Origin of the sequence: Lacihabitans soyangensis, from assembly GCF_024343775.1 — a bacterium.
Taxonomy (GTDB): Bacteria; Bacteroidota; Bacteroidia; order Cytophagales; family Spirosomataceae; genus Leadbetterella; species Leadbetterella soyangensis.
On record NZ_RJUF01000173.1, the window covers coordinates 38,023 to 53,757 of the forward strand.

At 37.8% G+C, this 15,735-nt stretch carries 15 protein-coding genes; 10 read left to right on the forward strand and 5 right to left on the reverse strand.

All coding sequences use genetic code 11. From position 1 onward, the window contains the following. Window positions 1-31 precede the first annotated feature (31 nt). A complete protein-coding gene (locus EGI31_RS15470) occupies window positions 32-940 on the reverse strand; it encodes a serine hydrolase (protein ID WP_255038052.1) in 909 nt (302 codons plus the stop codon). Between the two features lie 123 nt (window positions 941-1,063). On the opposite strand from EGI31_RS15470, the gene ychF reads away from it, so the two are divergent. The 4 genes from ychF to EGI31_RS15490 all read left to right on the forward strand — a co-directional run bounded on the left by ychF (window position 1,064) and on the right by EGI31_RS15490 (window position 6,067). After that, window positions 1,064-2,167 (forward strand): redox-regulated ATPase YchF, encoded by a 1,104-nt coding sequence (gene ychF, locus EGI31_RS15475; protein WP_255038053.1) that lies wholly within the window; start codon window positions 1,064-1,066, stop codon window positions 2,165-2,167. Between the two features lie 173 nt (window positions 2,168-2,340). Beyond that, complete coding sequence (locus tag EGI31_RS15480; protein ID WP_255038054.1) at window positions 2,341-3,180, forward strand: hypothetical protein; 840 nt, start codon at window positions 2,341-2,343, stop codon at window positions 3,178-3,180. After that, the gene (locus EGI31_RS15485; RefSeq protein ID WP_255038056.1) at window positions 3,167-5,188 is read left to right on the forward strand and encodes a ComEA family DNA-binding protein; all 2,022 of its coding nucleotides are present in this window, start codon (window positions 3,167-3,169) and stop codon (window positions 5,186-5,188) included. Before EGI31_RS15480 ends, EGI31_RS15485 begins: the two co-directional genes overlap by 14 nt. Window positions 5,189-5,191: 3 nt before the next feature. Next, the gene (locus tag EGI31_RS15490; protein WP_255038057.1) at window positions 5,192-6,067 is read left to right on the forward strand and encodes an aldose 1-epimerase family protein; all 876 of its coding nucleotides are present in this window, start codon (window positions 5,192-5,194) and stop codon (window positions 6,065-6,067) included. A gap of 4 nt (window positions 6,068-6,071) precedes the next feature. Here EGI31_RS15490 and EGI31_RS15495 read toward each other — a convergent pair whose 3' ends face one another. The 3 genes from EGI31_RS15495 to EGI31_RS15505 form a co-directional block, all read right to left on the reverse strand. Continuing rightward, window positions 6,072-6,662, reverse strand: coding sequence for a YceI family protein (locus EGI31_RS15495; RefSeq protein ID WP_255038058.1), 591 nt, complete (start codon window positions 6,660-6,662; stop codon window positions 6,072-6,074). Between the two features lie 64 nt (window positions 6,663-6,726). Further along, on the reverse strand, window positions 6,727-8,043 hold the full coding sequence (locus EGI31_RS15500) for a hypothetical protein (protein ID WP_255038059.1): 1,317 nt from the start codon (window positions 8,041-8,043) through the stop codon (window positions 6,727-6,729). Continuing rightward, window positions 8,040-8,639: a YceI family protein gene (locus EGI31_RS15505; protein WP_255038060.1), complete on the reverse strand. Its 600-nt coding sequence runs from the start codon at window positions 8,637-8,639 to the stop codon at window positions 8,040-8,042. The genes EGI31_RS15500 and EGI31_RS15505 overlap by 4 nt, the downstream gene beginning before the upstream one ends. A gap of 330 nt (window positions 8,640-8,969) precedes the next feature. Here EGI31_RS15505 and EGI31_RS15510 point away from each other — a divergent pair, with 330 nt between their 5' ends. Genes EGI31_RS15510 through EGI31_RS15530 form a run of 5 tightly spaced genes read left to right on the forward strand, consistent with a single transcriptional unit; the run spans window position 8,970 to window position 13,369 of the window. Further along, on the forward strand, window positions 8,970-9,662 hold the full coding sequence (locus tag EGI31_RS15510) for an SDR family NAD(P)-dependent oxidoreductase (protein WP_255038061.1): 693 nt from the start codon (window positions 8,970-8,972) through the stop codon (window positions 9,660-9,662). After that, the gene (locus EGI31_RS25330) at window positions 9,663-11,129 is read left to right on the forward strand and encodes a cryptochrome/deoxyribodipyrimidine photo-lyase family protein (protein WP_255038062.1); all 1,467 of its coding nucleotides are present in this window, start codon (window positions 9,663-9,665) and stop codon (window positions 11,127-11,129) included. It begins immediately after the preceding gene. A gap of 19 nt (window positions 11,130-11,148) precedes the next feature. Continuing rightward, a complete protein-coding gene (locus EGI31_RS15520; RefSeq protein WP_255038064.1) occupies window positions 11,149-11,748 on the forward strand; it encodes a flavin reductase family protein in 600 nt (199 codons plus the stop codon). Continuing rightward, window positions 11,745-11,894 carry a DUF2256 domain-containing protein gene (locus EGI31_RS15525; RefSeq protein WP_255038065.1) on the forward strand — a complete coding sequence of 50 codons (150 nt, stop codon included), beginning with the start codon at window positions 11,745-11,747 and terminating at the stop codon, window positions 11,892-11,894. Before EGI31_RS15520 ends, EGI31_RS15525 begins: the two co-directional genes overlap by 4 nt. Window positions 11,895-11,899: 5 nt before the next feature. After that, complete coding sequence (locus EGI31_RS15530; protein ID WP_255038066.1) at window positions 11,900-13,369, forward strand: cryptochrome/photolyase family protein; 1,470 nt, start codon at window positions 11,900-11,902, stop codon at window positions 13,367-13,369. A 7-nt stretch (window positions 13,370-13,376) separates the two neighbouring features. Here EGI31_RS15530 and EGI31_RS15535 read toward each other — a convergent pair whose 3' ends face one another. Next, window positions 13,377-15,224: a gamma-glutamyltransferase family protein gene (locus EGI31_RS15535; RefSeq protein ID WP_255038067.1), complete on the reverse strand. Its 1,848-nt coding sequence runs from the start codon at window positions 15,222-15,224 to the stop codon at window positions 13,377-13,379. Window positions 15,225-15,331: 107 nt separating this feature from the next. On the opposite strand from EGI31_RS15535, the gene EGI31_RS15540 reads away from it, so the two are divergent. Then, on the forward strand, window positions 15,332-15,718 hold the full coding sequence (locus EGI31_RS15540; RefSeq protein WP_255038068.1) for a VOC family protein: 387 nt from the start codon (window positions 15,332-15,334) through the stop codon (window positions 15,716-15,718). The last annotated feature ends 17 nt before the right edge of the window (window positions 15,719-15,735 follow it).

The window sequence follows — 15,735 nt, forward strand, 5'->3', positions numbered from 1 at the left end:
AGAGGGCTTTTTTTATGTGTAAACTTCATAATTACAGCCACTTATCATAGCCTTCGGGCAATTTCCACTTAGATTTTGGCTCGAAATACCTCCAAAGGGCCGACGAAATACTTCTAGCAGCACGATACCCTTCATTGTTCTTGTTCCATTGAGTATCTGTTTGATTTTTGGTAATCATACAAAAAACATAGTCGCCATGCGGAGCATGCACCAACATCACCTCAGATTTTGACCTATCCACGGCACCTGATTTATAGGCAGTTTTGATATTTTCCGGTATTTGTGAGAGACCTTCACCATCCCAATATTGATTGCCCAATGTTTTGTACATTCTGTATGAAGCATCTTTCGTGAAAATCTCCCCTTTTCTGAGCATCTTCATTAATGTTGCCATTTCTCTAGGTGTTGTTTGCCCCCAACCATACATTTTTTGAAAACTCCTTCTACCCTCGGTCCTTGAATTCACTCGGGTACTTTTCAAACCCAGCGAATCCATCAGATAATTAATTCTTTCGCCTTTAACTATACCTTGAAGCCATAGACTTGCGGAATTATCCGAAACCGACTCCATCAAATAAATAAGCTCTGAAACAGGAATCTTGGTGCTGTCACGAAACGAACCCACAATGCCATCATCGTACTTCAAGGAATCCTTGTAAGTTAAGACCTCGTCATATTTTAGTTTTCCGTTTAAAATATGAGAAAAAGTAGCAATCATGATGGGTATTTTTATCATACTAGCCGTTGGAAAAGTAGTATCCGCATTAACAGCGGCAAACTGTCCCGTTCTCAGATTTTCGACATACACGCCTATCTGACCATCGAAGCCTGAGGTTTCTTTTTCTAATATTTTCTGGAGTTTCAGGTCAACTTTGGTTTTTTGTGAAAAAATATTAAAGCCGAAAAATAAGAATACTAAGGTAATTATAGATTTATTCATCGATGAAAATTTTAGAATGTTTACCTAAAAATAGGAAAAACATTTGTATGCACTGAGTTATAAAAAATATAAGTTTGGCGTATCATTAGTTTTGGCGTAATTTTGCGGAAAATTTAAAAATATATGGCACTTAGAGCAGGAATAGTAGGATTACCAAATGTAGGAAAATCAACCTTGTTTAATGCGGTTTCGAGCAGTGCAAAGGCACAGGCGAGCAACTACAGATTTTGTACGATTGATCCCAACGTAGGTTTGGTAGACGTTCCTGATACAAGGCTTGACCAACTTTCGGAGATAGTAAAACCCAATAAAGTGGTACCTACACAAATTGAAATTGTGGACATTGCTGGTCTTGTAAAAGGTGCCAGCCGTGGTGAAGGTCTTGGAAACAAATTTTTGGGAAATATCAGAGAGGTTGACGCTATCATCCATGTGGTGCGTTGTTTTGAAGACGAAAACGTGCTAAGAGAAGAAGGTGAAATAAACCCAGTTAGTGATAAGGAAATTATTGATATTGAGCTTCAGTTCAAGGACTTAGACAGCGTTGATAAAAAAATACAAAAGACGCAAAAGCAGGCAAGAGTGGGTGGAGATGCCCAAGCTAAGTTTGAGTTGGATGTGCTTGAAAGAGTGAAAGCTTGGCTTGAGCAAGGTAAAAACGTAAGGATGATGGGCCTTACCAAAGAAGAAATGGTGGCCATTGATGATTTGTTCTTATTGACCGTGAAACCCACAATGTATGTGGCTAATGTTGATGAAGCTTCAATGCACACGGGAAATAAGTACTCAGATGCTCTTAAAAAAGTGGCAGATGAAGAAGGTGCCGAATTGGTGGTATTGAACAACTCCATAGAGGCCCAAATAGCCGAAATGGAAGACCCAGACGACAAAGCTTTGTTTTTCGAAGAGTATAAAATGGCTGAACCAGGACTAAACCGACTGATAAGATCAGCTTATAAACTGTTGAACTTGGCAACCTATTTTACGGCTGGTGTTCAGGAAGTTAGAGCTTGGACTATCGGTAAAGGCTGGAAAGCACCGCAAGCGGCAAGTGTGATTCATACCGACTTTGAAAAAGGCTTCATCAAGGCTGAGGTTATCGCTTTTGACGATAGGATTAAATATGGAACTGAGGCAGCTTGTAGAGAGGCGGGGAGACTTAGAATTGAAGGAAAAGAATATATCGTTCAAGACGGAGACGTAATGCATTTCAGATTTAATGTATAAATATTTTTTCGGCAAGTTACTTATTTCAAGAGACTTAAGAAAAAAATAAACAAAAATATTTTAGGAAAATTTTTCTACTAAAGATTTAATTATTCAAAAAAGTCAGACCTTCATGGTTTGACTTTTTTCTATTTTAGGTAAAAAATAACCGCAGAATTTTGAAAGAATAATATTTGTCATTATTTTTAGAAACCAAACCCTACTATCTGAAGATAACTTTTACCATATCGCTTTTGATTTTTGCTGTACTATCCACCAACGCTCAATACACCAATCTCGGTGCCGGGGCTTATGGTCGAGCAAATTCTTTGGTTGCAGTTCCCGATATTTCCTCAGTTTATCAAAATCCGGCAGGCATAGCTTGCCTAAATGACAATTTTGTGGCAGTAGCTATTCACAAAACCTTACCTGTTGAGGGTCTTACAACGGTTGGATCTTTCGGACAATTAAGCACCAAAGTTGTAAATTTTGGCTTTTCGGTTGACAATTTTGGAGATCAATATTACCATGAAACTAGGCTTGGTATAGCGGCTGCCAAAAAAATGGATAAGGTTTCGATGGGCTTAAAGTTCTCATTGATGAACAATGCCGTGAAAGAGATGAGCAGCAGACAGACCTTTCTAGGCGAATTTGGCATACTGGCCATACCCTCGAAGTTCTTCAGCATTGGACTTCATGTAGTTAACTTCACCAGAGCCAAACTCTACGATTCACAAGCCTTGCCCACTTTTATCAATTTTGGAATTGGCCTAAATCCATCTAAAAAGATAAATATTAGCGGGCAAGTGGATTATCCTGTTGGTGAAAAGCCATTCTTAAAAATGGGCTTAAATTATCAAATAAAAGAAAGTCTTGGACTATCAGCTGGTATCAATCCAAACCTCAATTCCGTCCATCTTGGACTTAACCTTGACATCAAAAAATACAAATTTTCCTATGCCGTAAGTACGCACCCAAATGTAGGCCTATCCAATCATTTAACCTTAGCACTTTTGTTAAATGGAAAAAAATAAACATAAATTCCTCGCTTTTCTGATCTTTCTGATTTCTTTCAAAGGATTCGGACAATCCATCAATCGACCAGAAATCAACCTTGATGAATTCATACAAAAAATAGCCCCTATACAGACAGAAGATGCTAACTATGAGGATGTTTATGAAAATCTGTTCACGATTTATCAAAACCCATTGGACTTAAACAAGGCCGATATCGCAGACTTAAGAGCTTTGTTTTTCTTGACCGAAAATCAAATAAATGCCATTATGAACCATAAAAAGACATTTGGCAACTTCCTCAGTATTTATGAGCTACAAGCTGTAGAAGGTTTATCGATGGATGATATCAGAACCTTACTTCCCTTTGTTCAGGTAAAAAATGGCCTCGGTAGCACTCGCTTCTCGAATTTTACTAAAAAGGCCGTAGAGCATTATTTGGTCATTCGTGCAGACCAAACTCTAGAACCGAGTGCGGGATTTAAAGAAGATAAATTTGCGGGTTCACCTCAGAGATATTACACCAGATACCGAATGAGCCACTCAAAGGACTTTAGTATAGGTTTTGTGTCAGAAAAAGACGCTGGCGAACGTAATTTTCTGGATTATTACAATTTTCATGTGCAAGTTCAGAACAAAGGAATCGTAAAGAACCTAGTCGTTGGAGATTATTTAATGCAATTTGGCCAAGGTATGATATTTTCAGCTGGCTTTGCAGCCGGTAAAGGTAGTGAACCAGTTTATACCACTCGGAGAAGCAATGTGGGCATAAGGCCTTATAACTCAGTGGTGGAAAACGGTAGCTTTAGAGGAATTGCCAACACAATAAAAAATGGAAACTTCGAGATAACTACCATGGCGGCTCATAATAAAAGGGATGCTTCGGTGGATCTAAACGAAGAAACCCAGGATGATTTTTTTAGTTCGATACTATCTGCGGGTTTTCACAGAACTGAAACCGAAATTGCAAATAAAAACTCAATTAGTGAGACCAATTTAGGAGGAAATGTTTTGTATAAATTGGATCACCTCCAAGTTGGATTTTCTGTACTTCACACCTCTTTCGACAAGACTTTTCAGAAAAGAGAATTGCTATACAACCGATATGAATTTGTGGGAGACAAAAACACGGTTTTAGGCCCAAATATTTCACTTTCTTGGCAAAACTTCAATTTCTTTGGTGAGGCGGCCAGAAGTTCGTCGGGTGGTTTTGGATATATAACTGGTTTGGTGGGAAGTCTCGGACCCAAGGTAGAATGGGCTTTGAATTTGCGGAATTATCAACCCAACTTTCATACTTTTTATGGGATTTCTTTTGCTGAAGGAAGCCGAACTATCAACGAAAAGGGAATCTATAATGGCTTAAAATATATTATTAAAAAAGGCCTAGAAGTATCTGCTTTTTATGATTCATTTAGTTTTCCATGGCTGAAATATCGGGTAGATGCTCCTTCCTCTGGTCAAGATTATCAAGTTCGAATATTGTATAAACCAAATAAGATTTTTAGTCAATATATAGCTTTTCACAAAGAGATAAAACAAAGAAACAGCTCTGATAATAAGAACTTTACCCACCAGCTACTAGAAACTGACCGAAACAATTTGGTTCTAGGAACTGACTATATTTATAACACTTGGCTCAGATTACAAAGCAAACTCCAGTACAATGGTTTTGCCATAGAAAACACATCAAAATCAAACGGTTATGCATTTATACAAGATATTGAAACCAAAATAAAACGTTGCCAAATAAAGGGTAGATTGGCCTATTTTAATACCGATTCTTACGACAGCCGAATTTATGCTTATGAAAATGATGTTCTTTATGCCGTTTCTTTTCCTGCGTATTATGGCAAAGGTTGGCGATACTATTTGATTGGAAAAATGCCAATCAGTCGTAATTTAGATGCTTGGATTCGGATTGCCCAAACTAATGTAAGCGACAGAACCACAATTGGAAGTGGTATGAGTGAAATTGAAGACAACAGAAAGACAGATTTGAAGGTACAATTGAAGTATAATTTTTAGCAAATGAGTAATATAGTTATAGAAAACGAAAATTTAAGAGCGACCATAAATCCTTTGGGAGCGGAATTGGTAAGTCTTTTGAAATTAGATGACCACACAGAATATATGTGGGACGCCAATCCTGCATTTTGGGGAAAGACCTCGCCAGTATTGTTTCCGATTGTGGGAGGATTAAAAAATGACACCTATTTCTACCAAGGAAAGGAATATAAACTTCCGAGACATGGTTTTGCAAGAACAATGAATTTTGAAGTGGAATCTCAGACCCAAAATTCAGTTGTGTTTCTTCTTAAAAATAACCCAGAAACCGAAAAAGTATATCCTTTTGCATTTGAACTTCGATTGGCTTATACACTTATTGCCAACAAATTAGAATTAAAATATCAGATAACAAATCCGGATTCTAAGGCACTTTTGTTTTCTATTGGCGGACATCCTGCCTTCAAATGTCCTATAGAAAATGCATTGAATTACGAAGATTATTTCTTGGAATTTCATGAGAACGAAGATCTGAAGCGTTGGCCATTAAACTCGGCTGATTTGGTTTTAAATGAACCCTTGGAAATTTCCAAAAATACCAACAAGCTATTGCTTACCAAAGAATTATTTCACCAAGACGCACTGGTTTTCAAGCATTTAAAATCAGATTGCGTTACATTGAAATCTAAAAAGAATTTGAAACAACTAAAGTTTGAATTTAAAAATTTCCCTTATTTAGGAATTTGGGCGGCTAAAGATGCAGATTTTGTGTGTATTGAACCTTGGTGCGGAATTGCGGATTCGGCAGACACCAATCAGAATTTAAAGACGAAAGAAGGAATCATTTCTTTGGAATCAAAAGGAGTCTTTGAAAGGGGTTTTTCGCTAGAAATTTCTTGATAAATCACTGAATTTCAACATTCAAATTAAACTCGATACGTACCTCATCTTTGATTTTTATAAACTTAATTGGGCTTTTTGGTTGTATTTCGTAGTCACTCATTGAAATAACTTTGCAAGCATTGATGATATAGTTTTTAGCATTTATTTTTTTCAATGTCACATTCAATGTTTGCGGTTTGGTTTTACCAGAAATACTAATGAGCGTTTTAATACAATACTTATAGGCTTTGTTTACCTGTAATTCTTGTTCTTGATGATTTGGAACGGCGGTGAGCATTTCGACATTTATAAAAGGATGTTTTTCAGCCTTTAATGAGGTCGCTAAATCGTTGTTTATGAATTTGTTACTACAATCTAAGCTTTTTATTTTTACGTTAAAATTGGCTTTATCGAAATCTATTTGTCTAGTAGAATTATTAATACGGGCAATCAATTGTGCATTTTCGAAAGTATCATCACAAGCACAATTAAAATCTTTTACTGAGGTTTTTCCTTTCAATACCATCTTGCTGCCTTTCTTGATTTGATAATGAATCAATGAGGGATTAGTGAAAGAAGATAGAAACAAAACAATCAACAATCGGACTAACATTTGCTTAAATTTAAAGAAAAGAGGACTCAGTTTTATTTGAGACCTCTTTTACATTTTATTCTAATTAAAATCCTACAATCGCTTGAACTACAACTCCTTTGAAGCCAGCACCTGCCAATATATTGGCTGTTGGATAATCGTTATATTTCTGATTTACATATTCTGCTTTCATTAGTATGTTGTTAGTCACAAACCATCCAGCGGCAATTGCTGTACGATCAATACTTTGTTCATCCACTACTTTTGAAATCATCTGACCAGAGACAGTATTGTATTTTGCACCTACAAAAAGGTTCTCTTTTTTACCAAGTCTGTAAACAGCCTCTACCGCAACTTGATTGGCTTTCCTTTTGTCAAAATTCGCAACTTCCTCCGCATAAGATCCACCTTTAGAATTTTCTAATGTACCGAACACTTCCAAGCCATGAACTTTGGCGAAAACGTTGAACTGAACTGAAGCTACTTGGTTTGTAAATCCTGGATTTACCCTACCTGAAAAAGCATTTCCTGTTGTGGTTGCAGCCTCGGCCTCAGTCACATAGAAGTAATTACTACCCGTTCTATCTCCACCATAAAGTGTACTACGTCCATCGCTTTGGTTGTAGTAAAATGATCCTGAAGCTCTTACTCTTATTTTTTCTTGCACTTTTTTGTCATAGGCCAATTTACCATAAACAGAAGGGCTTCTTTTATAGGTTTCGGTAGTGCTTCCTGGCATTAGTGGCTTTTGGAAACCACCATTGATTAATCCATTAGACAAAGCCACCATTCCCAATAATCCATTTTTTTGTAAATAAACCTCCGCAGCAACCTCAGTAGCAAAAGCATCCATGATGTAGTTTTCTATGAACGGATTGTAAAGAGCGTGTCCTCCATCGCTTCTCCTGAAGTGCATGTCCCCGTAGTTTATTTCCATGTGACCGACTTTTACGGTTGCTAGTTTCATGATTTTATCCCAAAATTCGCCTTTGAATGGCACTTTGTCCATTTGAATGTAACCACCTTTTACCCAAGACTCATTGTGGTGGCGAGATGAAAGATAGGTAGTTAGATTCAACCTGATACCATCAGCAAGCTGCACGTCTGTGTACAAATTGGCTTGAGCAATAGCAAAACCAGATGCCAAACGTGGGTACAATTTCACAGCACCCGAGTTTTCATGGCTTAAGCTTTGAAAAGGTTGTGTAAAACCAGCACCAATTCTTACTTTTAATCCGTCAAATTTAGAATCTGTAATCTTAGGCGTTTCAAATACATTAATTCCAGTTTTGTCATATGCTCTAAGATTATCTATGTGTGCTTGTTGTGCTACTGTAGCTAGCGGCAATGATAATAAGGCTGTTACAGCTACATTTCTCATTTGTGAAATAAAAGTTCTCATATGTTTACGTTGTTTATTTTTTTAAGAATTACATCAAAAGTTATTTCAATTTCATCGTCCACCTTTATGGCTCCAGCCATGAAAGAAGGTGGCTTAATACCGTGGTTTGACATTAATATTTTCCTACTTCCTTTGATTTGGACGTCTCCGTTGTCGAGGTTGACTACTTTTAAAATCAAATCAACCGACTTGCTAACTCCACCAATTGTAAGATTTCCATTAACTTTTAAGGTGGACAAATCTCCCTTTGTTTCAGCAGAAAGCGTATTGGTGTATTCGTAGGTGATATAAGGAAACTTTTCGGCTTTCAGAGTTTTGTGGGTTCTTTCATCCATCAAATCTGAGTCTTGATGTGACTTCATAGAACTCACCTCCATTCTTACCACAGCAGCATTGATTTTCTTTAGATTTCCATCGACAATGGAGAAGTCGCCCGAGAAATTAAGTTTTGTAACAGCAGATGACCATTTGTGCATGGTGGAGTTACCAGAAATAAGAACTTTTGCAGATCTAGCACTGATTTTAGTTTGACTGTAAGCTAAACTCCCAACTACAAAGGCTGGAATGAATAACATCAGAATAGTTTTTACTTTCATTTTCTTTGATTTTTGATGATGCAAAGATTCACCAAAAACAAAGACCATCACATGACCATGACACCCATCAGTCGAGATAAGAATCACATCGTTATGTGACAAAAGTCACAATATAAAATATCTAAAAGTAAACAAAAATTGGCTTTTTCACCGTTCCAGTCGTTATCCCAAGAGGATTATTGAAGTAGTTATATTTTTTATAAATATTAGTCTAAATTGAAAAATAAGCACTCAAACTATTGACACTAGAAAAAAATGAAACATTTATATAATCAAAAAAAGACGTTGAAACAATTAGACGTTGATATGGTTTTTCTAAAAAAGAAATAAATGAGCAATATATTAGTAATAGGAGGATCTTCGGGAATAGGATTATCAACCACGGAGTTGTTAGTAAACAAAAAAAAGCAGGTATATGCCACCTACAATCATTCAGAAAACAAAATCGATGGTGCCACCTACTTTCATTTAGATGTTAATCAGCAAGAGTGGGATTTGTCGGTTTTGCCTGAAGTAATAGATGGCTTGGTATATTGTCCGGGAAAAATAAACCTAAAGCCTTTCGCAAGGTTGAAACCTGAAGATTTCATTGAAGACTACAAAATTCAGGTTTTAGGTGCCATAAAAGCAATCCAACTGCTTTTACCTAAACTGAAAAAATCAAGTTCGCCATCGATAGTTTTATTCTCTACCGTTGCAGTGCAAACTGGTTTTTCGTTTCATAGTATTGTCTCTAGTTCAAAAGGAGCCATTGAAGGACTAACCAGAGCTTTAGCAGCTGAGTTGGCTCCATCCATACGCATTAATTGTATAGCTCCCTCCATCACTGATACACCGCTCGCGGGAAATCTTCTAAACTCGCTAGAGAAAAAAGAGGCAAATGCACAGCGGCACCCCTTAAAAAAAGTAGGTGAGGCTAAAGATATAGCCCATGCAGTAGCCTTTCTTCTATCGGAGGAATCGAGCTGGATGACAGGACAAATTATGCATATTGATGGTGGAATATCAAACCTAAGAGTGTAAGTGATTGGGAAAAAGGCTGTAAATATTGTTTGGCTAAAAAGAGATCTTCGGGTACAGGACCATGCGGCTTTTGATGCTGCAGACAAATCAGAATTGCCAATTTTACCGATTTTTATATTCGAACCTAGTCAACTAGACTATCCAGATTGTTCTGATAGACACCTTTTGTTTCAGTATCATTCTATTTTAGGAATAAATGAGTTTCTGAGCCCTGCCAATATTAAAGTTGAAATATTTCACGAGGAAGCGGTACCTGTCTTCGAATACCTAAGTGAGAATTTTGATATTAAAACTGTTTTCAGTCATCAAGAAAGTGGAATTCTGCTCACCTATAAAAGAGACTTGGCAGTTAAAGATTTTCTTAAAAAGAAAAATATCGATTGGGTAGAATTTCAGAGAGATGGAATCATTAGAGGATCAAAGAACCGAATCGATTGGGATAAAAACTGGTATGCGGCCATGCACGCCAAAATGATAAAAAACACCTATCATTTGCAAGATAAAATCGTATTAGAAAATCCTTTTCCGCTTTCGGAGGATTTAAAAGAGCGACTAAAAGAGTACCCAAAGCGTTTTCAGCCACCTGGAGAGAAAAACGGACTTCGCTATCTAGACTCGTTTGCAAATGACCGTGGCCGAAACTATTCCAGACATATTTCAAAACCTACCGAAAGCCGCACTTCTTGTATCAGGATTTCTCCCTATTTAGCTTGGGGAAATTTGTCGGTGAAAATGGCCTATCAATATTTGTATGTTGCTCAGGTCCAAAAATCTTACAAAAGAGCGATTCAAAATGCAATGGTAAGGTTAAGGTGGAGAGATCATTTTTCTCAGAAATTTGAAGTTCAATGCCAGTATGAAACAGAATGTCTAAACCCCAATTATGAAAAAATAGATTGGTCAACAAACCCCGAACACATAAAAGCTTGGGAGGAAGGCAAAACTGGCCTCCCGCTTGTGGATGCTTGTATGAGGTGTTTGCACGAAACCGGCTGGATAAACTTCAGAATGCGTGCCATGGTAGTATCTGTGCTATGCCATCACCTGTTTATCGACTGGCGACTAGGCACTTATCATCTTGCAAGGCTTTTTCTTGACTACGAGCCGGGCATACATTACCCACAGTTTCAGATGCAAGCAGGTACTACTGGAATCAATACCGTCCGGATTTATAATCCAATAAAACAGTCAGAAGAGCACGATCCTGAAGGAATTTTTATAAAAAAATGGGTGCCTGAATTAGGTAATGTTCCAACGAAATATATCCATGAACCATGGAAAATGCCGGCACTGGAAATGCATCTCGCTCATTGCGAAATTGGCAAAGATTACCCCGCTCCTATTGTGGACTTTGATACCGAAATAAAGAAGAACAGACCGCTGATTTGGGGTCACAAAAAAAGTAAAGAAACCAAAAGTTTTAATCCTAAAATACTCGAATTACATGTCAGACCACAAAATAATTAGAACCGAAGATTTAGAACAAATGGAAACACGTTATCGTGCTTCATTTGTAAATTCCTTGGGCGGTTTCAAGAGTGTGGTGCTCATCGGCACCAAAAACAAAGAGGGCCGGGAAAATCTAGCCATTTTTAACTCTTTGATACACATCGGAGCCAATCCAGCCCTTTGTGCATTCATTGTTAGACCAGATGTTTCGCCAAGACATACGCTTGAAAACATCATCGAAACTGGCTTTTACACCATCAATCATCTTAATACAGACATATACAAATCAGCACACCAAACCTCTGCTCGTTATGATAGAGAAACCTCAGAGTTTGAGGCCACGGGTTTGGAAACAGAGTATTTGGAGGGTTTCTTCTCCCCTTTTGTGGCGGAAAGTAAAGTAAAATTTGGCTGTGAATTTGTTCAAAGGATAAACATAGAACTCAATGGAACGAGCTTGATCATTGGTAAAATAGTTCAAATCTCTGTACCTGAAGATTGTATTTTAGAGGACGGATTTGTGGACATAGAAAAGGCTGGAAGCCTGACTGTAAGCGGACTAGACAGCTATCATAGCACGTCTCGTTTAGCCAGACTAACCTACGCTAAACCCAATAAATTTCCAGAAGAGATTTGAAAAAGCAACATTTGCCCTCTAAGGTTTGTGTGGTTTGCGGCAGGCCTTTCGACTGGAGAAAAAAGTGGGAAAAAGTTTGGGATGAAGTAAAATATTGCAGCGAAAAATGTAGAAAAAACAAACCCAAAAATCTGGAAAATATTTAAAATTTATGAAAACGGCAGCATTGATATTTCCACATCAGTTGTTTGAAAACGCTGAAATACACAGCCAGAATGCTGATTTTTATATCATTGAGGAATATTTATTTTTCAAGCAATTCAATTTTCACAAACAAAAACTTTGGTTTCACAGGGCAAGTATGAAGTCTTACGAGGCATTTCTGAAAAACCTCGGCAAAACTGTATTTTATATCGATGCCCATTCAGACAAAAGTGATGTAAGGGCTCTGATTCCGTTTTTGAAAGAAAACGCTTACAATCAGATACTTTACACTGACCCAACAGACAATTGGCTTGAAAAAAGAATAATTTCCTGTTCTAAATCTCTCAATTTAAGAAGATTTGAATCTCCACTTTTTATTAACTCTACCAAAGAGAATATAGCGTTTTTCGAAACGAAGAAACGTATGTTTCAAGCGGATTTTTATATTTATCAAAGAAAAAAAACTGGAATACTGGTAGATGCAACTCAAAAACCGATCGGAGAAAAATGGAGTTTAGATGAAGAAAACCGAAAGAAATTTCCAAGTTCAAAAACTCCACCATTTGTTCAGTTCCCAGAAATTGAAAATATCCAAAAAGAAGCTTTCGAATACATAAACAACTCATTCAGAGATAATTTAGGAAAACTTAACACAACATTTAATTTCCCCATAGACTTCGAATCGGCCAAACGGTGGCTAAAGAATTTTCTGGAAACCAGATTTCATTCTTTTGGAGAATACGAAGATGCAATCGTAAAAAATGAGATAATACTGCATCACAGTCTACTCTCTCCGCTGATAAATGTTGGTTTACTTACACCCGATTATGTATTAGATAGCACATTAGAATTTGCGGCAAAGAACAATGTGCCTTTAAATTCTTTGGAGGGATTTGTGAGGCAAATAATAGGCTGGAGAGAATTTATCAGAGCTGTTTATGAACTCAAAGGCGTCGAAGAAAGAACCAAAAATTTCTGGAAATTTAAACGTAAAATACCGGCATCTTTTTACGATGGCACCACTGGCATTTTACCCGTAGACATCACCATCAAAAAAGTCTTGCAAACTGGCTACTGCCACCATATTGAGCGTTTGATGGTTCTTGGCAATTTTATGTTGCTCTGTGAGTTTGATCCTGTCGAGGTTTACAGGTGGTTTATGGAACTCTTTATAGACGCATACGACTGGGTAATGGTCCCTAACGTGTATGGCATGAGCCAATTTGCCGATGGCGGTTTGATGTCTACCAAGCCGTACATTGGCGGCAGTAATTATATCCTAAAAATGAGTGATTACCCGAAAGGCCCATGGCAGGAAGTCTGGGACGGACTCTATTGGAGATTTATTCATCAACACCGAGATTTTTTCAGTAAAAATCCTCGCCTAAACATGATGGTAAACATTTTTGATAAGATGGACGACCTGAAACAAGCCGCCCATCTTAGAAATGCCGAGGAGTTTTTGGGGAAATTATAGATTTGATTTACCAGCCAATACCATAATCTTCACCGTGATTACTGCTTCCTCCCCAGAAAGTTCCATGTTTCCAATCTAGAAATATCGCATTAATCGGACCACTTGTACGAGGCTGAAAATCAAGGGTGTATCCCTTGCTCCTTAGTTCGGCTCTCGTCCAATCTGGCATGGCATCGTTTAGCGTTAAAGCCCCTGGTTTTTTCTCGTGTTTTCCGAAAGAAGAATACATTTGGTAGGTTTTGAAGCTTGGTGCTTCACAAGCCTCTTGTACGGTCATTCCGAATTCTACCACGTTCAAGAAAAACTGCAATAACAATTGATCTTGCTCGTCTCCCGCTTGCTTAGCAAAAGCCAATACTGGTTTTCCATCTTTCAAGGCCATACTCGGTGTGAGTGTTACCCTTGGTCTTTTCCCAGGCTCCACCACATTAAATGGATTCTCCTTTGGATCTAGGACGAATGATTGCATTCTTTGGCTTAAACCAACACCTGTATTTCCAGCAATACAAGCGGGTACCCAACCTCCACTTGGCGTAATAGAAACCACCCAACCTTCTTTATCTGAGGCAATTACAGATGTGGTTCCAGAAGTAAATTCTTTCAAAAAATCCTCATTCATTGGGCCAGGATTTACTTTACCTACTTTATTGAAATTATTTATCAAGTCCAGATAAGGATTTAACTTATTTTCAAAAGGATACGGGTCGCCAGGTTTAACATTCGGATCGTTTTTCTCCCAATTGATGAGTTTCAAACGCTCTTTGGCGTAGTCTTTTGATAACAAACCTTTCATGGGTGATTTTGGCTCAAAAGCTGGGTCACCATAATAAAAATCACGGTCAGCAAAGGCCAGGTTCATACTTTGGTAAAGTGTATGAATGTACCTCGAAGTATTATAACCCATACTTTTCAGGTCAAAATTTTCAAGGATATTCAATGCTTGCAGCATTACGGGACCTTGCGTCCACTCTTGAAGTTTATAGACCTCATAACCTTTGTAATTGGTCATGGTCGGCTCTTCAATCTTCACTTTCCAATTGGCTAAATCCTGCTCAGTTATTAACCCGCCTTGCTCTTGTGTACCACGAGCAATTTCTTTGGCTATATCTCCTTTGTAAAATCTATCATAAGCAGCATAAATGGCTTCTTTTCGAGATTTTCCTTTTTTCAAAGCCTCCTGTTCAGTGTAAACTAACTTCTGCAAGGTCTGTAAAAGTTCGTTTTGAACAAAAATTTCGCCTGCTTCAGGAGCCTCTCTTTCTTTGCCCAAATGTGGCAAAAACACTTTTTTTGAATAGGGCCATTGTTTAATTTGAGCCTTTCCTTTTTCGATAGCATTCGCAGTTTGTGCCTCAATGGGATAACCTTCTGCCAATTGCATGGCTGGAGCCAAAACCTCCTTCAAACTCATGGTCCCGTATTCTGCTAACATTGTTAACAAACCACCCGGAGTCCCTGGCGTTACTGCCGCCAAAGGGCCAAATTCAGGCGGATAATTATAGCCTTTGCTTTTGTAAAAATCAGCTGTAGCACCAGTTGGAGCCACCCCTAGTGCATTTAGGGCTATTACTTTTTTGGTTTTGGGATTATAGATCAAAGCCTGCGTTTCTCCCCCCCAACTCAGCACATCCCACATCGTGCAAGTGGACGCCAACATAGCACAAGAAGCGTCGATGGCATTGCCTCCTTTGGAAAAAATCATTGCTCCTGCAGTTGCAGCCAAGGGTTTTCCGGTAATGGCCATCCAGTTTTTACCATGTAAGGGCGGTTTCTGAGTTTGTACCGGAAAAGTATTGAAAGATTGTCCAAAACTATGGAAACTGATAATTAGAAATAAGGTAAGTAGTTTATTCATGTTGAATTGTTTAGGTTAGGATAAAACAAATATGAGCATTAAAATTGAAAATTAAAAAGGCATATTTCTCACAATTTATTAGTTTTATAAATACAAATAAAGATTAGATGCCTAAAATAGAACATGTGGCCATGTATTGCCAAAATTTAGAGATTATAAAAGACTTTTATGAAAAATACTTCGGCTGTAAAACGGGACCAAAATACATCAATGCTGCGAAAGGATTCGAATCTTACTTTCTAAGTTTTGAAGATGGTAGTCGACTGGAAATCATGACGAAAACTTCTGTAAATGAATCTATTAACCCTAAAGAATTACTCGGACTTACACACTTGGCCATCAGTGTTGGAAGCAAAGAAAATGTGGACAAGCTCACAAAAAAGATAGAAGACGATGGCTATGAGGTAGTTGGACCTCCAAGAACCACCGGAGACGGATATTACGAAAGTGTGATTCTTGACCCCGAATTGAATCGTATCGAAATTACCATCTAAATAAACCGCAGAATAAA